An 18,731-nucleotide genomic window follows, 5' to 3' on the forward strand; every position below is an offset into this window, starting at 1 on the left:
CCAGTGGCCTGCCACTCTGGGTCCACTATGAGTGACACGACCGCCCCTCGCGTGGCTTCCCTTCCCGCACGAGTGCTCCGCCTCTACGGCGGGCTGGCCCTGTACGGGCTGGGCATCGGGCTCCAGGTGGAGTCCAGCCTGGGCAACGACCCGTGGGACGTCTTCCACCAGGGCCTGGCGATCAGGACGGGGACGACCATCGGCACCATGATCATCATCGTCGGCGCCCTGGTCATGCTGCTGTGGATCCCGCTGAAGCAGAAGCCGGGCTTCGGGACCATCAGCAACGTGGTGTTCCTGGGTCTGTTCGCCGATGCCGCGATCTTCCTGCTGCCCTCGCCGGAGCACGTCGCGGCCCAGGCGTCGTACCTCGCGCTCGGGGTCGTCTCCATCGCCCTGGCCACGGTCCTGTACATCGGGGCGGGAATGGGCCCCGGCCCGCGTGACGGCATCATGACCGGGCTGATGCGGCTCGGCCTGTCCGTACGGCTCGGCCGTTTCCTCATCGAGGTCACCGTGCTGACCGCCGGGTGGCTGCTCGGCGGCACCGTGGGCGTGGGAACGCTGGTGTTCGCGCTGGCCATCGGGCCGATGACGCAGCTGTTCACCCGCTGGTTCCCGCTGACGTGATCCCGTGACCGGTCCGGGCATGACGCGACATGACCCGGCCCGGTCACGGAATCACCCGCACGGCAGGAAGCCGGACCACCACGGACGGTTCCGGTAGCGTCTAGGCATGCGGATCGAGGATTATGCCCTGATCGGAGACATGCAGTCGGCCGCGCTGGTGGCCAGGGACGGCTCCATCGACTGGTTGTGCCTGCCCAGGTTCGACTCGCCGGCGTGTTTCGCTGCGCTGCTGGGCAGCGAGCGCCACGGCCACTGGTGGCTCGGGCCCACCGGCAGGAAACCGGCGACCAGGCGCCGTTACCGTCCCGACACGCTCATCCTGGAGAGCGAGTGGGACACTCCGACGGGCACCGTCCGGGTGATCGACTTCATGCCTCCCCGCGACAGGAACCCCGACGTCGTGCGCATCGTCGAGGGCGTCTCCGGCACCGTGGAGATGTCCACGGTGGTCAGGGTGCGTTTCGACTACGGCAGGATCGTGCCGTGGGTGCGCAGGACCGACGGTCACCTGCAGGCCGTCGGCGGTCCCGACTCCGTGTGGCTGCACGCCCCCGTGCCGCTGAAGGGCGGCGACTACGCCCACCGGGCGACGTTCACCGTCGAGGAGGGCCAGCGGCTGCCGTTCGTGTTCACCTGGCACCCCTCGCACGAGCCGATGCCGCCGCAGATCGCCTGCGAGGAACAACTCGCCGAAAGTGAGACGTTCTGGGCGGAGTGGGTGGCGCGCTGCACCTACGACGGCCCCTACCGCGAGGCCGTGACGCGGTCGCTGATCACGTTGAAGGCGCTCACCTACGCGCCGACGGGCGGCATCGTCGCCGCGCCCACCACGTCGCTGCCCGAGGACCTGGGCGGGGTGCGCAACTGGGACTACCGGTTCTGCTGGCTGCGCGACGCGACGCTGACGCTCGACGCGCTCATCTCGTCCGGCTTCCTGGAAGAGGCCGCCGACTGGCGTGCCTGGCTGCTGCGCGCCATCGCCGGGCGACCGCAGGACCTGCAGATCATGTACGGCGTCGCGGGCGAGCGGCGGCTGCCCGAGCTGCGCCTCGACTGGCTCGACGGCTACGAGGACTCCCGCCCCGTGCGCATCGGCAACGAGGCGGTCAAGCAGCTGCAGCTCGACGTGTACGGCGAGGTGATGAACTCCCTGTTCGTCGCCCGCGAGCGCGGCCTGTCCCCCGACGAGCGGGCGTGGGCCATCCAGCGGCAGCTGCTCGACTACGTGACCGAGCACTGGGACGAGCCCGACGAGGGGTTGTGGGAGGTGCGCGGGCCGCGCCGGCACTTCGTGCACTCCAAGGTGATGTGCTGGGTGGCGCTCGACCGGGCCGTCAAATACGTCGAGCGGTTCGGCCGTACGGGTCCCGTGGAGAAGTGGCGGGCCCTGCGCGACAACATTCACGCCGAGATCTGCGAGAAGGGCTTCGACGAGACGCGCAACACCTTCACCCAGTCGTACGGGTCGGTGGAGCTGGACGCGGCCCTGCTGATGCTGCCGATGGTCGGGTTCCTGCCGATCGACGACCCGCGCATGGCGGGCACGGTGGCGGCGATCGAGAAGGAGCTCATGTCCGAGGGCTTCGTGCTGCGTTATCCGCTGGCCGACGACAACGACGTCGACGGCCTGCCCGGCGGCGAGGGCGCGTTCCTGGCCTGCAGTTTCTGGCTGGTGGAGGTGATGGCGATGCAGGGCAGGAAGGACGAGGCGAAGAACCTGTTCGAGCGCCTGCTGTCGCTCCGCAACGACGTGGGCCTGCTCGCGGAGGAGTACGACCCCCGCTACCACCGCCTGGTGGGCAACTTCCCGCAGGCGTTCAGCCACGTGCCTCTGGTCCACGCCGCCCGCGCCCTGGCATAGGCGCCCGGGGGGCCGCCCCGTGCTGCGCCGGCCGCACGGAGGCGCGCCGCCCGACCGGCCTTCGCGACGCTCAAGGGCCGGTCAGGCGGCGCTCGCCGGCGGTGGTGATGACGTACACCTGCCAGTTGTAGTACACGTAGTAGTTCCGCGGATCGCGCTTGATCTGGCGGGCGTGCAGGAGGATGGCGTTCACGTACGCCTGCGACGGGTTGTAGGCGTGCAGCGCCCGCTGATAGTCGCGCGGCGCGCCGCTGGCCTTGAGGTAGTTGGCCGCGGCCATCACGGCGTCGCGCGGGTCGTGCACGTCGCCGCCCATCCCGTACGCCTTCCAGGTCGCCGGCATGAACTGCATCGGCCCCTGGGCGCCCACGTGGCTGGCCGACTTCACCCGGCCGAACTTCGTCTCCGAGAGCATCACCGCCGCCAGCACCTCCCACTCCACCCCGAACCGGCGCTCGGCCTTCTTGAAGAACCCGAGCAGTTCGGCGGCCGGGCGGGCCGGCTGGACCTTGAACGGCGTCGACGGCTTGATCGGGTGGGCCAGGGCCAGGAGCTCGCGGATGGCGCGCGTGTTGTCCTTGGCCTGGGCGGCAAGGCCCTTCGGCAGGCGGGCGAAGGCCCGGGAGGCGAGCTTGGGATGGCGGGCCGCGTAACGGTGGATGCGCTGGTGGTGGAGGGCCAGGAGCTCGACGTCCTCCGGCGGCTTGCCCTTCTTGCCCTTCCAGGCGTCGATGGCGTCGTTGAGCGCGGAGGTGGTTTCCTTCAGGGCTGAGGCGAGCTTCGCGGCGTTCGCGGGGATCTTCTCGTCGGGGTCGGGGAGCGTCCGGCTCGGCGCGGGTGTCGCGGTGCCGGTGAGGGCCGCCAGCGGCTGGCGCGCGGGGGCGTTCTGCACGGGCGCCGGGGTTCCGCAGGCCGCCGTCCCCGTGAGGGCCGCGGCCGCCAGCGCGGCGAGCGCGCGACCCCGGCCGGTGAGTCGTGGGTGCTTCTGGCGTTCCTCCATGGGCCGCCAACCTACCCGGTTCCGGCCCGCGCGCACCGGCCCCACGGGCGATCCGGCATACGTCCCGCGTCACGCGCCCCCGGCCCGCCGTCCGGACCCGCACCACGCGCGATCCGACCTTCTCGCTCCGGGCCAGTGCGGCGCGCGGGGCGACACGCCGCCCAGACCTGTGCGGCCCCGCGGGCGGAGGTGGCGTTCAGAGCGGTACGGCGCGCAGGCGGGCGGAGGCGTCGCCGGTCAGCGGGTCGCCGTGGCCGACGCAGACGAGCGACACGTCGAGCTCCGCCAGGCGGCGGAACGAGCCGGCGGCCGCCTGCCGGTCGGCGTTGAAGACGCCCAGCATCGTGTTGCCTCCGGGGTTGGCGATCACGTGGGCGCCGCCGCCGAAGCCGAGCACCTCGCCGCCGGCCAGCTCGCGATGCACCCGCGGGCTTCGGCGGGCTCATCGACGGGAGGGACTCGAACAGTTCCCGCTCCCAGGCGGGCATGGCGGTGAGGTCGGGCAGCTGCTGGCCGCGCTCGCCGCGCAGGACGGGGGCGTGCGCCATGACGGTGGCGTCCGTGCCGAGCTCGGAGAGGGCTCCCCAGTGGTCGTCGTGGCCGTGGGTGACGACGACGGCGCGCAGGTCGCCGGGCGCGTGCCCGAGGCTTTCGACGGCGGCGAGCAGGTCGGGGCCCGAGCCGGGCTCGCCGGTGTCGATGAGGGTGAGCCCGTCAGCATCGCGCCGCAGGTATGCCTGGCCGACGCGGAACCGGAGATGGTGCAGGGTCGGCGATAGTTCGATCGACTCCATGTGCCGGAACCTACGCCATCGCCGTACTTCCAAGGGCGCCGGTATCGAGGGGCGCCCCGCGCCGTCCCGATCGCCCTGCTCCCCACGCCTGCGGCGGGACGGGCATCCGGGGCGGTCGCGACCGGCGGCGCGGGACACGTCGTAGTCGAGCACCGGGTCTTCGTCCAGACGCGGTTATGGCCATATTGTGTGGATCGTTCAAATAGATCGAGCAAAGGGGCGGGATGCCGGAGATACGCCCGCTCCGGCCGGACGATCCGCAGCACATCGGCGGCCACCGGCTGCTCGGCGTGCTCGGCACCGGCGGGCAGGGAGTGGTCTACCAGGGCGCCGGTGACCCGGGGCCTGACGTGGCCATCAAGGTGCTGCACAGCCACCTGAGCCACGACGGCGGCGCCACCGCCGACTTCATGCGGGAGGTGGAGGCGGCGCGGCGGGTGGCCGCGTTCTGCACGGCGGCGGTGCTGGACGTCGGCATGCTGGGCGATCGGCCGTACATCGTGAGCGAGTACGTCCCCGGCGACACGCTGCAGGCGGTCGTCCGCTCCCAGGGGCCGCGCGCCGGCGGGGCGCTCGACCGGCTCGCGATCTCCACGCTGACCGCGCTGACAGCCATCCACCAGGCCGGGATCGTGCACCGGGACTTCAAGCCGGGCAACGTCCTGATGGGCCCCGACGGGCCGATCGTCATCGACTTCGGGATCGCCAAGGCACTCGACGCCTCGACGCACACGTCCGGGCTGGTCGGGACTCCTGCGTACATGTCGCCCGAGCAGTTCGGGTCCGGGCGGGTGGGGCCTGCGTCGGACGTGTTCAGCTGGGCGGGCACGATCGTCTTCGCGGCCACGGGACGCGCTCCCTTCGCGGGCACGACGGTGGCCGCCGTCGTGAACAGCGTGATCAACGGCGTACCGGATCTTTCTGGAGTGCCGGGACACCTGCTGCCGCTGATCGAGACGTGCCTGTCCAAAGACCCCGCCTCCCGGCCCACCCCCACCGACCTGCTGCAGGACATCATCCGGCGGACGAACCCCGCGGGCGGGCCGCGTCCCACGACGCCGGGCCCACGGGAAGGACGGTCGCCGCACCCGGCCAGGTCGCTCAGCCGCCGGGTGGTGATGGGCGGAGTGGCCGCGGCGGCCGCGGCAGGGGTGTCCGCCCTCGCCGTGTTACGGCCCGACCGCGCCTTCCTCGATCCCGGCCGCACACCGCTCCCGCCAGGCGTCGAGCACACAAGCGGTGCCGGCCAGGAGGTCTCCTCGTCCGCCTCCCCCCGAACAACCGGCACCGGCACCCCGGCGACCGCACGGGCACCCACACCGGCCGCCTCGGCCGAGCCGTTCGGCACGCCGGTCAGGGGGCCCGTGCCGCTGCCCTCGAAGTCCGGCGATCCGGTGTCCATGGCCGCCTCGGAGACGGCGGTCGTGTGCGCCACCACAACGGGACTCGTGCTGGCCTGGGACGTGAACGCGGCGGGCGACGGCGCGGCGGCTGTCACCGCGCTCGGCGACGGCGGAGGCACGGCCACCTCGGTGGCCGCCGGCCGGGTGGACGGCCGCCCGGTGGTGGCTTCCGGGCACGCCGACGGCAGGATGCGGCTGTGGACCCTGACGGGCGAGAGCCTGGCCGACCACCGGGCCGGCGACCCGGTCATCGCGGTCACGATCACACGCGGGGGCACGGACGAGGACACTGACGGGGGCAGGGCGATCGCCGTGTCGCAGAAGTACGACCTCGTCCAAGACCTGCGCAGCGTCGTACGGCTGTGGGACATCGCCACCGGCAAGCAGATCGGCCCGGCGATCCGCGACCACTACCAGGGCGTCCACGGCCTGGCGTTCGGCCGGCTCGGCACCGACGACGTGCTCGTCACGGGGGACGGCCGCGGGCGCGTCCGGGTGTGGCGCCTGTCGACGGGAAAGCCGCGGCACTCGTTCGGCATGGGGCGGTACAGCGGGATCGAGTTGCTGGCCTGCGGCGAGATCGAGGGCCGGCCCGTGGTCGTCTCGACGCACCAGAACGCCACCCTCCGCGTGCACGACCTGGTGACGGGCAAGCGCAGGAAGATGTGGAACTTCAGCGGCAGAAGCCCCGATGACCGGGGCACCACCGCGCTCGTGGCCGGGCGGCTCGGCGGCCTCCCCATCGCGGCCGTGACCCACGCTCCCGTGGGCGGTGAGGTCATCGTCCGGATCTGGGACCTCGACGAGGCCCGGGTCATCGGCGCGCTGCGTCCCGCGGACGGCGGCGCCGTCCACGCCCTCACCCTGGCCGAGCTCGACGGCAGGCCGGTGATCGCGGGCGCGGGCGAGTACGGGAAGGCGCAGGTCTGGAGTCTCGGCCCGGCCTGACCCGCCCCGGTCACGACCGGCATGAGGACGGTGGGTGGTCAGGGGGCGGGCTGGGCGGCCGGTGAGCTGGTCTCGGCGCGGTCGCGGAGCGCGTCGACGCGCCTCATGACCGGGGTGGCCGTGAGGCCGTGCAGGACGACCGAGGCCACCACGGTGAATCCCGTCACCGCCCACAGCTCCTCGGCGGGTACGCCGAAGCCGGCCTGGCCCAGCGCGTACGTCAGGTAGAACAGCGATCCGATCCCCCGGATGCCGAAGAACGAGATCACCAGGCGTTCCCTGAGCCCGGCCGGGCCGCGCAGCTGCGCGAGCCAGCCTGTCAGCGGCCGGATGACGAGCAGGAGGAGAAGCGCGACGGCCGCGCCGCGCCACGTGAGCCCTGACAGGCCGCCGACGGCGACGAAACCGCCGAGCAGGAGCAGCAGCCAGGCCGTGAACAGCCGCTCGATCTGCTCCACGAAGCCGTGCAGGACGTTGTTGTAGCCGTGCCCGTGCTCGGCCCGCCTGATGGCGCACGCGGTGACGAACACCGCGATGAAGCCGTACCCGTGCGCGAGCTCCGTCACCCCGTACGACAGGAACGTGGCGGCCAGGGCGACGAAGCCGTCGCGGCGCTCCGACAAGCGCAGCCCGCTGGACGGTGCGCGGAAGAACAGGCGGCCGAGCAGCCAGCCGATCAGCAGCCCCGAGACGATGCCGGCGGCGGTGCGGTAGAGCACGTCCATCAGCGCCCACTCCCCCAGCCAGCCGGTCCCGCCGGCGACCGCGACGGCGACGGCGGCGTACACGATGGGGAAGGCCAGCCCGTCGTTGAGCCCGGCCTCCGAGGTGAGGGCGAAGCGCACCTCGTCGTCGGCGTTCTCGGCGTCGACGGGCTCGCCGACGTGCACGTCGGAGGCGAGCACCGGGTCCGTGGGCGCCAGCACCGCCCCGAGCAGCAGCGCCGCCCCGGCGGGCCAGCCGAGCAGGAGGGCGGCGGCGACGGCCACGCCGGCCACGGTGAGCGGCATCGCCAGGCCGAGCAGCCGCCACGTCGTCGACCAGGCGCGCATTCCGGCCCGCCGGTTGATCGCGAGACCCGCCCCCATGAGGGAGACGACGACGCACAGTTCGGTGATGTGCTCGAGCGCCACGCGGTGGGCGACCGGGTCGGGCTCCGGCAGGCCGATCGGCAGGGCGAAGAGCGCCATGCCGCCCAGCAGGTAGACGAGGGGTAAGGACAGAGGTCTGCGGGAGATCACCTGGGGCAGGAAGGCGGCCAGCAGCGCGGCGCCACCGCCCAGGGCGAGGACGAGATCGGGAGTGGTCATCGCCTGATCTCCTGCCCGGGCGGCGGAGGAAAATCCGTGTCGGCCGCCGTCCGCGCTCTTTTCGCCCATCAAGGATGGAAGCAGGCCGGGTTGCGCCGTACGCGTGATATGTGATGGTGTGCCGCTCCTGAGGTCTGGCGGACGGCGACGGGCCTGCCCGGGGCCGGCCGCCTCCTTCGACTCAAGGAGGCTTTGTTGCCGTTCATTGTCGATCTGACCAGCGGGAGCGTCGAACGCGAAGACCGCTCGGCCGAGAGGGGACACTACGGCGGCTCCATCCTCGGGCTGCGGCTGATGGCCGAGCGCACGCCCGCCGGGCTGGATCCGTACGACCCCCGCGCCCTGCTGTACATGGCCGCGGGCATGCTGGGCGGGACGGCGGCGCCCGGCCTGGCCAAGGCCGTCTTCCTGGCCAAGTCGCCGCTGACGGGGGTGGCCGGGGAGGCGCACGCGTTGGGGCCGTTCGCGGCCGGGATGCGCGGGGCGGGGGCGAAGGCGCTGGCCGTGCTGGGGCGGGCGGAGCGGCCGTCGTACCTGCTGGTCGAGGGCGGCGAGGTCGTGTGCCGCGACGCCGGCGACCTGTGGGGGCTCGGCGTCGCCGCGACCACGGACGCCCTGCGGGCCAGGCACGGCGCGGCGGCCCAGGTGGCGGCCATCGGGCCCGCCGGGGAGAACCTCGTCAGGTACGCGAGCGTGGTCACCGGCCACGCCCACCCCGCCGGGCGGTACGGCCTGGGCGCGGTCTTCGGCGCCAAGAACCTCAAGGCGGTCGTGTGCGCGGGCGACGCTGCCGCGCCGGTCGCCGACCCGGGCACGATCGCCGCGCTGACGGCCTTCTACCGGGAGTCGCTGGCCACGAACCCGCTGGCGGCGCTGCAGGCGGGCGAGCCGGGGTTCGCCGGGTGGGCGGGCGACCCTCTCGACCCCGGCTACGCGTCCGTGCGGAACTTCTCGGTGCCGGGGGCGGGCGGGCTGCGCGTTCCGGCCGTCCGCGACTACGACGGGCGGGCGGTGGCGACCACGGGCGCGTGCCCGGGGTGCCCGAACGACTGCCTCAAGGTGTACGCCCCGCCCGGACTGAGCGAGCGGCGCACCGGCGGGCTCGGGCAGGAGGCGTTCCTGTCGCTCGGGTGGAACCTGGGGATCGACGACCTCGACGCCGTGCTCGCCGCGAACGCCCTCTGCAACGACCTCGGCCTCGATCCCGTCTCGCTCGGCGGGACGCTCGCCTTCGCGATGGAGTGCGCGGCGCGCGGCCTGCTGCCCGGCGGGCCGGCGTTCGGCGACGCGGCGGCGCTGCCGGGGCTGATCAGGGACGTGGCCGCTCGTGCCGGCGCGCTGGGCGACCTGCTGGCGGAGGGGTCGGCCAGGGCGGCGGCGCGGGTGGGGCCGGGGGCGGCGGCGTACGCGATGACCGCCCGGGGTGCGGAGCTGCCGTGTTTCGATCCCCGGATCCAGCCCGGTGTCGGGCTCGGGTACGCGCTCGCGCCGGGCGGCCCGCGCTACGACGCCCTGGAGCACGACCTCGACTTCGATCCCGTCGCGGGGCTGGGCTACAGCTTCCCCGAGGCGCGGCGGATCGGCGCGGAGCCCGCCCCCGCCGGAGTGCTGGACGAGGAGCGCGGGCGGCGCACCGCCCGGCTGCTGCGGCTCTGGAGCGGTCTCGACGCGCTCAACCTGTGCGTCTTCGCCTCCTCCCCCACGCGCCCGCTGACCGTCGACCGCCTGACGGCGCTGGTCACCGCCGTGCTCGGCGACGCGTTCACGCTGGAGGACCTGCTGGCGGCCGGGCAGCTCCGGCTCGACGAGATGCGCGCGTACGCGGCCAGGGAGGGCGGCGCTCCCGGCGGGCTGCCCGCCCGGATGCACGACGAGCCGATCACGGAGGGCCGCCACAAGGGCGCGGTGCTCGACCGCGCCGCGTTCGCGCGGGCGAGCGCGGCGTTCTGCGCGGAACTCGGCTGGCAGGACATTTCCCGATAGAACAATTGATCTCCCTCTTGTTCGGTTCGCGAGGCCGCTGTTAGGGTCAGGTCAATCGTTTGACTGACGAGAGGGAGACCATCGGGGATGGCTGTCACGATCGACCTGAGCGGGCGCACGGCGCTCGTCACGGGCGGTGCGGGCGGCCTCGGGCCGGCGTGCGCCCGCGCGCTGGCCGAGGCAGGAGCGGACGTCGTGCTCTCCGACCTGGAGAGCCCGAGGCTCGCCGAGACGGCGGCCGCGCTGGGCGTCACCGCGCGGCCGGCCGACCTCACCGACCGGTCCCAGGCCCAGGCCCTGGCCGCCCATCCCGGCCGGCTCGACGTGCTGGTGAACTGCGCCGGCGTCATGCGCACCACGCCGCTGCTGGACATCGAGCCGGACGAATGGCTGCGGATCGTGGACACCAACCTCAACGCCGCCTTCTGGCTCACCCAGGCCGTCGGCCGGCGGATGGCCGAGCAGGGCGGCGGCTCGATCATCACCCTCGCCTCCGTCGCCGCCCGCTCGGGCCGCCCGAACGCGGCCCACTACTCGGCCACCAAGACGGCGCTGCTCTCCCTGACGAAGTCGGCGGCCGAGGCGCTCGCCCCCGTACGGGTCAACGCGGTCTGCCCCGGCGTCTTCCTCACCCCCATGTGGGACGAGATCATCGCCGACCGCGACCGCCGCTTCGGCCCCGGCGCGGGCGCCGCCCACCTCAAGGAGGTCGGCGAGCGTACGCCGCTGGGCCGCCCCGGCCGGCCCGAGGAGGTCGCCTCCGCGGTGTTGTTCCTGGCCAGCGATCTGGCCTCGTTCGTCACGGGCCAGGCGCTGAACGTCGACGGCGGACTGGAGATGAACTGACCGTGGCCGCCTCCTCCGCGCAGACGTTCAAGCTGCTGCCCGAGCTGTTCGCCGACCGCGCGATGGCCGGGATCTTCTCCGCCGAGCGCACCGTGCTCGCCTGGCTGCGCACCGAGGCCGCGCTCTCCCGGGCCCAGGCCGAGGCGGGGATCATCACCGAGGCCGACGCGGAGGCCATCGCCGCGGCCTGCGTCCCGGGCACCATCGACCTCGACCGCCTCTGGGACGAGGCGGCGAACGTGGGCTACCCGATCCTCCCCCTCGTCCGGATGATCGCGGCGGCCCTCCCGGACGGGCCCGACGGCCGGGTCCACTACGGCGCCACCACGCAGGACATCATGGACACCGGCCTCGCCCTGCAGATGGGCGAGGCGCTCGACCACCTGGCCACGCTGCTCGGCTCCTTCGGCGACGCGCTCGCCCGTCTCGTGGCCGGGCACGCGGGCACCGTCATCGCCGCGCGCACGCACGCCCAGCAGGCGGTGCCCACGACGTTCGGCGCGAAGATGGCGGTGCTGCTGGCGGAGGCGGCGCGGCAGCGCGAGCGGGTCGCCGCCGCCGCACGCCAGGTGCGGGTCGTGTCGCTGTTCGGCGCCGGCGGCACGTCCGCGGCGATGGGCGAGCGCGCCCGCCAGGTGCGCGAGGGCGTGGCCGGGCGGCTCGGCCTGCGCACCACGGACGTGCCGTGGCACGTGGCCAGGGACGGCGTCGCCGAGTTCGGCGTGACCTGCGCGAGCCTGGCGGCCACGGCCGCCCGCTTCGCCCGCGAGGTCGTGGACCTGTCCAGGACCGAGGTCGGCGAGGTGCGCGAGGCCGGCGGCCACCACCGGGGGGCGTCCTCCACGATGCCGCAGAAGGCCAACCCCATCGGCTGCGAAGCCGTCATCGGCATGTCCGGCACGGCGGGGGCGCTCAGCTCCGGCCTGTTCCGCGCGATGGAGGCCGGCCACGAGCGGGCGGCCGGCGAGTGGCAGGTCGAGTGGTACGTCGTGCCGCTGCTGGCCGAGCTGGCCGCGGGCGCGCTGGCCACGGCCGCCGACGTCGCCGCCGGGCTGCGCGTCTATCCCGCCGCCATGCGGGCCAACCTGGGTGCGGAGGGCGGCCTGATCATGGCGGAGGCGTACATGATGCGCCTGGCGCCCGTGCTGGGCCGGGAGAAGGCGCACGACCTGGTCTACCAGGCTGCCCACGAGGCGCGCGAGCGCGGGCGCGCGCTGGCCGACGCCCTGCGCGACGTCGCCGGCCCCGACGACCTGGCGAGCCTGGGCACGCTGCCCATCCCACCCGAGTCCTACATCGGCGACGCCGGGGCGATCTGCGCCGCGGCCCTGGACGCCTGGAGAAAGAGCGATGAGTGAGAGACGGCTCGCGGACCTGCTGGCCATGTGGCGGATCCGCGCGTTCGAGGAGAAGGTGCGCGACCTGCGCGCCGAGGGCCCGATCGTGGGGTCTGTGCACCTGTGCGTCGGCCAGGAGGCCATCCCGGCCGGCGCGTGCGACGTGCTGGAGCCGCGGGACGCGCTGTTCGCCACCTACCGCGGTCACGGCTGGGCGCTGGCCAGGGGCGTGCCGGCGGAGCCGCTGTTCGCCGAGCTGATGGGCCGGGCGACGGGGGTGAACGGCGGCCGGGGCGGCTCGGCCTACTTCACGGCCGCCGAGCACGGCTTCCACGGCGAGAACTCGATCGTGGGCGCCGGCGCGCCGATCGCGTGCGGGGCCGCGCTGGCGGGCAGGTTCGACGGCTCGGGCCGGGCCGCCGTGAGCGTCTTCGGGGACGGCGCGATGAACCAGGGGGCGGTGCACGAGGCGATGAACTTCGCCGCCGCCTTCTCCCTGCCGGTCGTCTTCGTCTGCGAGAACAACCGTTACTCGGAGCTGACGCCGATCGCCGACATGGTGCGCGCGCCGCGCCTGGCCGACCGGGCGGCCGCGTACGGGATGCCCGGGCACCGGATCGACGGCAACGACGCCGAGGCCGTGCGCTTCCACATGCGCGACGCCCTGGAGGTCGCCCGCGAGGGTGGCGGGCCGACGCTGCTGGAGTGCATGACCGAACGGCTGGTGGGCCACTACATCGGCGACGCCGAGGCGTACCGTCAGCCCGGCGAGCTGGAGCGGATCAGGCGCAGGGAGCCGATCGCGAGGCTGCGCGAGGGCCTGCTCGCCGACGGGGTCCCCGCCGACGACGTCGACGCGGTGGAGCGCCGGGCGCGGGCGGAGATGGAGTCCGCCGCCGCGGCGGCGCTCGACGCGCCGCTCGCCGACCCCGCGACCGCGAGGGAGCACCTGTATGCATGAGCGCGATCTCACCTACGGCGAGGCCGTGAACGCGGCCCTGCACCGGCTCATGGAGGAGCTGCCGGAGACACTCGTCTACGGCGAGGACGTCGCCGTGCCGGGCGGCGTGTTCGGCGTCACCAGGGGCCTGCGCAAGCAGCACGGCGACCGGGCGTTCGACACGCCGATCAGCGAGTCGGCCATCCTCGGCAGCGCGGTGGGCGCGGCGATGATGGGCTCCCGCCCGATCGTCGAGATCATGTGGGCCGACTTCTCCCTGGTGGCGCTCGACCAGATCGTCAACCAGGCGGCCAACGTGCGCTACGTCTCGGGCGGGCGGCTGAGCGCCCCGCTGACGATCCGCACCCAGCAGGGCAACGCGCCGGGCGCGTGCGCCCAGCACTCCCAGTGCCTGGAGGCGCTGTTCCTGCACGTGCCGGGGCTGCGGGTGTGCATGCCGAGCACGCCGCAGGACGCCTACGACCTGCTGGTGACGGCCGTGCACTGCGACGACCCGGTGCTGGTGATCGAGAACCGCACGCTGTACTTCGGCGCGAAGGAGCAGGTCCGGGTCGGCGGCCCGGTCGAGCCGATGGGCGGGGCGCGCACCCGCCGTCCCGGCTCCGACGTCACGGTCGTCACCTGGGGCGCCATGACGCACCGGGTGCTGGAGGCGGCCGAGGCGCTGGCCGGCGAGGGGATCGACGCCGAGGTGCTGGAGACGCCGTGGCTCAACCCGTTCGACACCGGGGCGGTGCTGGCGAGCACCCGCCGCACCCGCAGGCTGGCGGTCGTGCACGAGGCGAACGTCACCGGCGGCTTCGGCGCTGAGGTCGTCGCCCGCGTGGCCGGCGCCGGGGTGCCGCTGCTCGCGCCGCCCGTCAGGATCGGGACGCCGGACGTGCGGATGCCGGCCGCGCCGGCGCTGGCGCGGGCCCTGGTGCCCGGCGCCGATCGCGTCGCGGACGAGCTCCGCGCCCTGGCCCGGCGGGAGGCTCCGCGATGAGAGGCGTCTGGCACTTCTCGTTCACGGTCGCCGACCTCGACAGGTCCGTGGCCTTCTACCGCGACCTGCTCGGATTCGCCCTCGTGCACCGGCAGGAGCAGGACAACGCCTACACCCGCAGGCTCGTCGGCTACCCCGACGCGGTGCTGCGCGTCGCCCAGCTCGCCGTGCCCGGCCAGCCCCGCGGCGTCTCCACCCACGACCTGGAACTGGTCGAGTACGTACGGCCCAGGGGCCGGCCGCGCGACCCCGCCCGCCACCTGCCCGGCGCCGCCCACCTGGCGCTCACGGTCGAGGACGCCCGCGCGGAGCACGCCCGGCTGTCGGCGGCCGGCGTGAGCTTCGTCAACCCGCCCGCAGAGATCACCGCGGGCGTCAACAAGGGCGGCTACGCCTGCTACTTCCTCGACCCCGACGCGATCACACTGGAGCTGGTCCAACCCCCCGCGAACCCGCTCGGACGATCTGGCGAGGAGGCCGGATGACCGTCGTAGACGCCCACCAGCACTTCTGGAACCTCGAGACCGGCTCCTACCCGTGGCTGACTCCGGAGTCGGGGCCGATCTTCCGCACGTTCGAGCCGGACGAGCTTCTCCCCCAGCTCGCCGCCGCCGGAGTCGAGCGCACGGTCCTGGTGCAGGCGATGGACTCCTACGCCGACACCGACGCCATGCTCGCGCAGGCCGACGCCCACGACGTGATCGGCGCGGTGGTGGGCTGGGTGCCGCTGCGGCGGCCGGACGAGGCGGCCGGGGCGCTGGAGCGCTACCGGCGCCATCCGAAGTTCGCCGGGGTGCGCCACCTCATCCACGACGAGCCCGACCCCGACTGGGTGCTGCAGGACTCCGTGATCGAGGGGCTGCGGCTGCTGGCGGCGGCCGGGCTGCCGTTCGACGTGGTGGCCGTGCTGCCCCGGCACCTGGAGCACGTGCCGGTGCTGGCCGAGCGGGTGCCGGGCCTGCGGATGGTCATCGACCACCTCGCCAAGCCGCCGATCAGGGAGAAGGGCTGGGAGCCGTGGGCGTCGCTGCTCGCCCGCGCGGCCGAGTGCCCGCAGGTGTACGCCAAGGTGTCCGGGCTGAACACCGCGGCCGACGCCGCGGCCTGGACGGCCGCCGACCTGCGGCCGTACGTGGAGCACGCGCTGGAGTCGTTCGGGCCCGAGCGGCTCATGTTCGGCAGCGACTGGCCGGTGGCGCTGCTGGCCGGCGACTACGCGAAGGTGTGGCGGGAGACGGGCGCGGCGCTGTCCGGGCTGTCGCCGGCCGATCGCGCGGCCGTGCTGGGCGGCACCGCGACCCGCTTCTACGGCATGGAGGAGCCGGCATGATCGACGTTTTCGCGCCCATCGCCGCCGCGGCCGGCCTGGCCGTCCCCGCCGGACACCGGCTGCCGATCGCGGTGGTCGGCGCGGGGGCGATCGTCGACGTCGCGCACCTGCCCGCCTACCGGCGGGCCGGGCTGGAGGTGGCCGGGTTGTTCGACCTCGACGCCGGGCGGGCCGCCGAGGTGGCCGACCGGCACGGGGTGCCCAGGACGTACGGGTCGCTGGAGGAGCTGCTGGCCGACGAGCGGGCCGCCGTGGTCGACATCGCGGTCGCGCCGGGGGCGCAGCCCGCCATCGCGCGGGCGGCGCTGGCGGCCGGCAAGCACCTGCTGTGCCAGAAGCCGTTCGCGCCCGACGTCGCGACCGGGCAGGAGATCGTCGAGCTGGCGGCGGCCCGCGGGCTGAAGGTCGCGGTCAACCAGCAGCTCCGCTTCGACGAGGGCGTCGCCGCCGCCCGCGCCATGGTCCGCGCGGGCTGGATCGGCGAGCCGACGGCCATGACGTTCACGGTGAACATCCACACCGACTGGAGCGCCTGGGACTGGCTCGTCAGCTCCGAGCGGCTGGAGATCGTCTACCACTCCATCCACTATCTCGACGCGATCCGCTCGGTCCTCGGGGACCCCGAGCTCGTCTTCTGCACCGGCAGCCGCACGCCGGGCCAGGTCGCCAAGGGCGAGACCAGGACGATGAGCACGCTGGTCTACCCGGGCGACGTGCGGGCGCTGGTCCACGCCACGCACGAGAACCGCACCGGCGACCAGGAGGCGTCGTTCCGCATCGACGGGACGGAAGGCGCGATCAAGGGCACGCTCGGCCTGCTCTACGACTATCCGCACGGCCGCCCCGACACCCTGGCCGTCAACAGCCGCTCGTTGCCGACCGACGGCTGGCTGCCGTACCCGGTGACCACGCGGTGGCTGCCGGACGCGGTGGCCGGGCCGATGGGCTCGCTGCTGCGGGCGATCGCCGAGGGCGGCGAGCCGGAGACGTCCGGGGCCGACAACCTCGGCACGCTGCGCCTGATCCACGCCCTCTACCGCTCGATGGACAAGGGCGAGAGCGTGCGTCCAGGATCGTCGGCATGAAGCGTTCACGGGTCACGCTCGCCGACGTCGCCGCGATGGCGAGGGTCGACAGGGCCGTCGTCTCCCGCGTGATCAACAAGGACCCCACGCTCAACATCCGCCAGGAGACGCGGGAGCGGGTGCTGACCGCGATCGACAGGCTCGGCTACCGGCCCAACGTGGCCGCGCGGAGCCTGCGCACCGCGCGTGCGCACATGTTCGGGCTGTTCATCCCCGACTTCGCCAACCCCGTCTACGCGGAGATCATCAAGGGCGCGGAGTCCGAGGCGGCCTCCCAGGGGTACGTCCTGGTCACCGGCAGCGCCATCGGCGCCGGGCTCGGCGAGTACATGGACCGGATCGGGCAGGGCCGCATCGACGGCCTGCTGCTGGCCGGGGCGGGCGACGAGGCCGGGCTCGTGGAGCACCTCGACCGGGCCGCCATCCCGTGGATCATGCTCAACAACCGCAGCAGGAGCGTCGAGCGGTACGTCATCCTCGACGACGAGCGGGCCGCCGCGCTCGCGGTGGAGCATCTCGTACGCCTCGGTCACCGCCGCATCGCCCACCTGGCGGGACCGGCCGCCGCCGACACGGCCGGCCGCAGGTCGGCGGGCTACTCGGCGGCGATGCGCGAGGCGCGGCTGCCGGAGGGCCCGATCGTGGCGGCGGGGTACACGCCGGCCGGCGGCGCGGCGGCGATGGCCCGGCTGCTCGGCGGCCCCGAGCGGCCGACGGCGGTGTTCGTGGCGAACGTGGCCTCGGCGATCGGCGCGATGGAGGGGGCGCGCTCGGCCGGTTTGGAGATCCCGCGGGACGTGTCGATCGTGGCCGTGCACGACCTGGAGCTGGCCAGTTACCTGTTCCCCGCCCTGACCACGGTGCGGATGCCGCTGGCGGAGCTGGGCCGCCGCGGCGTCACCCTGCTCGCCGGGCTCAGGCCCGACGACAAGGTGGCCGAGGTGCTGGCCGGGCCCGTGGAGCTCATCCAGCGCCGGTCCACCGCGCCGCCGCCCGGGTGACGCGCGGGTGCCGGGTTGTCGCTGTGGCGCAGCGCGGCAGGCACTGTTAGCGCTAACAGAGAGGGCGAAGCAGCTCGAACGTAGGCTTGGCCGGCGTCCCTGTCAAGGCCCGGGGCCGGTCCCCGCGGAGCGCGCCCGGACGGCCGTGAAAGTTTCACGCGGCGGTTGACGTCCGTCAGAGGCGGGGTTTACATGTCGTGCGGCGCAGCGTCAGGCAGGCGGACCACGAACGGCGGCACGGCCGCCCCCGAAGGAGGACCCCTGTGCGTCGCCTCGCACGTCTGATCGGCACCTCGTCGGCCGCGCTCGCGCTCCTCGCGAGCACGGCCTTCGCCTACCCCGACCCCGGCCACGTCACCGGGGACGTCGTCGTCCACGACCCCACGATGATCCGCACCTCGACCGGATATGTGCTCTATTCCACCCACGGCTACCTGGAGGCGCGCACCTCCACCGACCGCATCGCCTTCTCCCGCGCCGGATCCGCCTTCCGCACGCCGCCGTCGTGGTGGCGCGCCTACTCCTCGGGCAACGATCCGTGGGCGCCGGACATCTCCCAGCACGGCGGGCGCTATCTGCTCTATTACGCGGTCTCCAGCTTCGGCTCCAACCACTCCGCGATCGGCCTGGCCACCAGCTCGACCGGGCAGCCGGGCTCGTGGACCGACCAGGGCGTCGTCTATGCGACCACGACCAGCTCCGACCACAACGCCATCGACCCGAACCTGCTCGTGGACGCCTCCGGCCGGTGGTGGCTGAGCTTCGGCTCCCACTGGAGCGGCATCCGGATGATCCGGCTGGACCCCTCGACGGGCAAGCGGCTTCCCGGCGACGGCACGCTCCACCACCTCGCCACCCGCCCCGACGCGCCCCGCGCCGTCGAGGCGCCCCACATCGTCAGGCACGGCGACCACTACTACCTGTTCGCCTCCTACGACCGGTGCTGCGCCGGCACGAGCAGCACGTACAAGGTCAAGGTCGGCCGCTCCACCAGCCCGACCGGCCCGTACGTCGACCGCTCGGGGCGGCCCATGCTGGGCGGCGGCGGCACGCCGGTCCTGGAGACGCACGGCCGGTTCGTCGGCCCCGGCGGGCAGAGCATCATGCGGGACGTCGACGGCGACCTGCTCGTCTACCACTATTACGACGGCGCGGACAACGGTACGCCCAAGCTCGGGATCAACCTCCTCGGCTGGGATTCCGGCGGCTGGCCGTACGTGCACTAGAGCCCCGCGGGCGCGCCCCGGTCACGCCTGC

17 protein-coding genes are annotated in these 18,731 nt (G+C 73.7%); 14 read left to right on the forward strand and 3 right to left on the reverse strand.

The annotated features are described in order from the left end of the window. Nucleotides 1–27 precede the first annotated feature (27 nt). Together ABGB14_RS17215 and ABGB14_RS17220 are read left to right on the forward strand one after the other, a co-directional pair. The gene (locus tag ABGB14_RS17215; protein ID WP_347644658.1) at nt 28–630 is read left to right on the forward strand and encodes a hypothetical protein; all 603 of its coding nucleotides are present in this window, start codon (nt 28–30) and stop codon (nt 628–630) included. A 106-nt stretch (nt 631–736) separates the two neighbouring features. Then, on the forward strand, nt 737–2,491 hold the full coding sequence (locus ABGB14_RS17220) for a glycoside hydrolase family 15 protein (RefSeq protein WP_347644659.1): 1,755 nt from the start codon (nt 737–739) through the stop codon (nt 2,489–2,491). A 70-nt stretch (nt 2,492–2,561) separates the two neighbouring features. Here ABGB14_RS17220 and ABGB14_RS17225 read toward each other — a convergent pair whose 3' ends face one another. Beyond that, nucleotides 2,562–3,491, reverse strand: coding sequence for a lytic transglycosylase domain-containing protein (locus ABGB14_RS17225; RefSeq protein ID WP_347644660.1), 930 nt, complete (start codon nt 3,489–3,491; stop codon nt 2,562–2,564). A gap of 196 nt (nt 3,492–3,687) precedes the next feature. Then, the gene (locus ABGB14_RS17230; protein WP_347644661.1) at nt 3,688–3,915 is read right to left on the reverse strand and encodes a hypothetical protein; all 228 of its coding nucleotides are present in this window, start codon (nt 3,913–3,915) and stop codon (nt 3,688–3,690) included. A gap of 115 nt (nt 3,916–4,030) precedes the next feature. Between ABGB14_RS17230 and ABGB14_RS17235 the strand changes: the two genes are divergently transcribed. Together ABGB14_RS17235 and ABGB14_RS17240 are read left to right on the forward strand one after the other, a co-directional pair. Then, nucleotides 4,031–4,270 carry a hypothetical protein gene (locus tag ABGB14_RS17235; protein WP_347644662.1) on the forward strand — a complete coding sequence of 80 codons (240 nt, stop codon included), beginning with the start codon at nt 4,031–4,033 and terminating at the stop codon, nt 4,268–4,270. A 239-nt stretch (nt 4,271–4,509) separates the two neighbouring features. Next, nucleotides 4,510–6,636, forward strand: coding sequence for a serine/threonine-protein kinase (locus ABGB14_RS17240; RefSeq protein WP_347644663.1), 2,127 nt, complete (start codon nt 4,510–4,512; stop codon nt 6,634–6,636). A 38-nt stretch (nt 6,637–6,674) separates the two neighbouring features. On the opposite strand, the gene ABGB14_RS17245 is transcribed toward ABGB14_RS17240, so the two are convergent. After that, nucleotides 6,675–7,946, reverse strand: coding sequence for a cation:proton antiporter (locus tag ABGB14_RS17245; RefSeq protein ID WP_347644664.1), 1,272 nt, complete (start codon nt 7,944–7,946; stop codon nt 6,675–6,677). A gap of 195 nt (nt 7,947–8,141) precedes the next feature. On the opposite strand from ABGB14_RS17245, the gene ABGB14_RS17250 reads away from it, so the two are divergent. From ABGB14_RS17250 to ABGB14_RS17295, 10 genes are all read left to right on the forward strand, one after another. Beyond that, nucleotides 8,142–9,929 carry an aldehyde ferredoxin oxidoreductase C-terminal domain-containing protein gene (locus ABGB14_RS17250; protein WP_347644665.1) on the forward strand — a complete coding sequence of 596 codons (1,788 nt, stop codon included), beginning with the start codon at nt 8,142–8,144 and terminating at the stop codon, nt 9,927–9,929. Nucleotides 9,930–10,016: 87 nt separating this feature from the next. Continuing rightward, complete coding sequence (locus ABGB14_RS17255; RefSeq protein WP_347644666.1) at nt 10,017–10,775, forward strand: SDR family NAD(P)-dependent oxidoreductase; 759 nt, start codon at nt 10,017–10,019, stop codon at nt 10,773–10,775. Nucleotides 10,776–10,777: 2 nt separating this feature from the next. Then, complete coding sequence (locus ABGB14_RS17260) at nt 10,778–12,133, forward strand: adenylosuccinate lyase family protein (RefSeq protein WP_347644667.1); 1,356 nt, start codon at nt 10,778–10,780, stop codon at nt 12,131–12,133. After that, a complete protein-coding gene (locus ABGB14_RS17265) occupies nt 12,126–13,073 on the forward strand; it encodes a thiamine pyrophosphate-dependent dehydrogenase E1 component subunit alpha (RefSeq protein WP_347644668.1) in 948 nt (315 codons plus the stop codon). The genes ABGB14_RS17260 and ABGB14_RS17265 overlap by 8 nt, the downstream gene beginning before the upstream one ends. Next, on the forward strand, nt 13,066–14,058 hold the full coding sequence (locus tag ABGB14_RS17270; protein WP_347644669.1) for a transketolase C-terminal domain-containing protein: 993 nt from the start codon (nt 13,066–13,068) through the stop codon (nt 14,056–14,058). Before ABGB14_RS17265 ends, ABGB14_RS17270 begins: the two co-directional genes overlap by 8 nt. Then, nucleotides 14,055–14,543 carry a VOC family protein gene (locus ABGB14_RS17275; protein ID WP_347644670.1) on the forward strand — a complete coding sequence of 163 codons (489 nt, stop codon included), beginning with the start codon at nt 14,055–14,057 and terminating at the stop codon, nt 14,541–14,543. Before ABGB14_RS17270 ends, ABGB14_RS17275 begins: the two co-directional genes overlap by 4 nt. Beyond that, nucleotides 14,540–15,388: an amidohydrolase family protein gene (locus ABGB14_RS17280; protein WP_347644671.1), complete on the forward strand. Its 849-nt coding sequence runs from the start codon at nt 14,540–14,542 to the stop codon at nt 15,386–15,388. The genes ABGB14_RS17275 and ABGB14_RS17280 overlap by 4 nt, the downstream gene beginning before the upstream one ends. Beyond that, nucleotides 15,385–16,473: a Gfo/Idh/MocA family oxidoreductase gene (locus tag ABGB14_RS17285; RefSeq protein ID WP_347644672.1), complete on the forward strand. Its 1,089-nt coding sequence runs from the start codon at nt 15,385–15,387 to the stop codon at nt 16,471–16,473. The genes ABGB14_RS17280 and ABGB14_RS17285 overlap by 4 nt, the downstream gene beginning before the upstream one ends. Then, a complete protein-coding gene (locus ABGB14_RS17290) occupies nt 16,470–17,474 on the forward strand; it encodes a LacI family DNA-binding transcriptional regulator (RefSeq protein ID WP_347644673.1) in 1,005 nt (334 codons plus the stop codon). Before ABGB14_RS17285 ends, ABGB14_RS17290 begins: the two co-directional genes overlap by 4 nt. Before the next feature lie 263 nt (nt 17,475–17,737). Next, nucleotides 17,738–18,700: an arabinan endo-1,5-alpha-L-arabinosidase gene (locus tag ABGB14_RS17295; protein WP_347644674.1), complete on the forward strand. Its 963-nt coding sequence runs from the start codon at nt 17,738–17,740 to the stop codon at nt 18,698–18,700. Nucleotides 18,701–18,731 lie beyond the last annotated feature (31 nt).

This window comes from Nonomuraea sp. B10E15, assembly GCF_039871615.1.
Lineage (GTDB): Bacteria > Actinomycetota > Actinomycetes > Streptosporangiales > Streptosporangiaceae > Nonomuraea.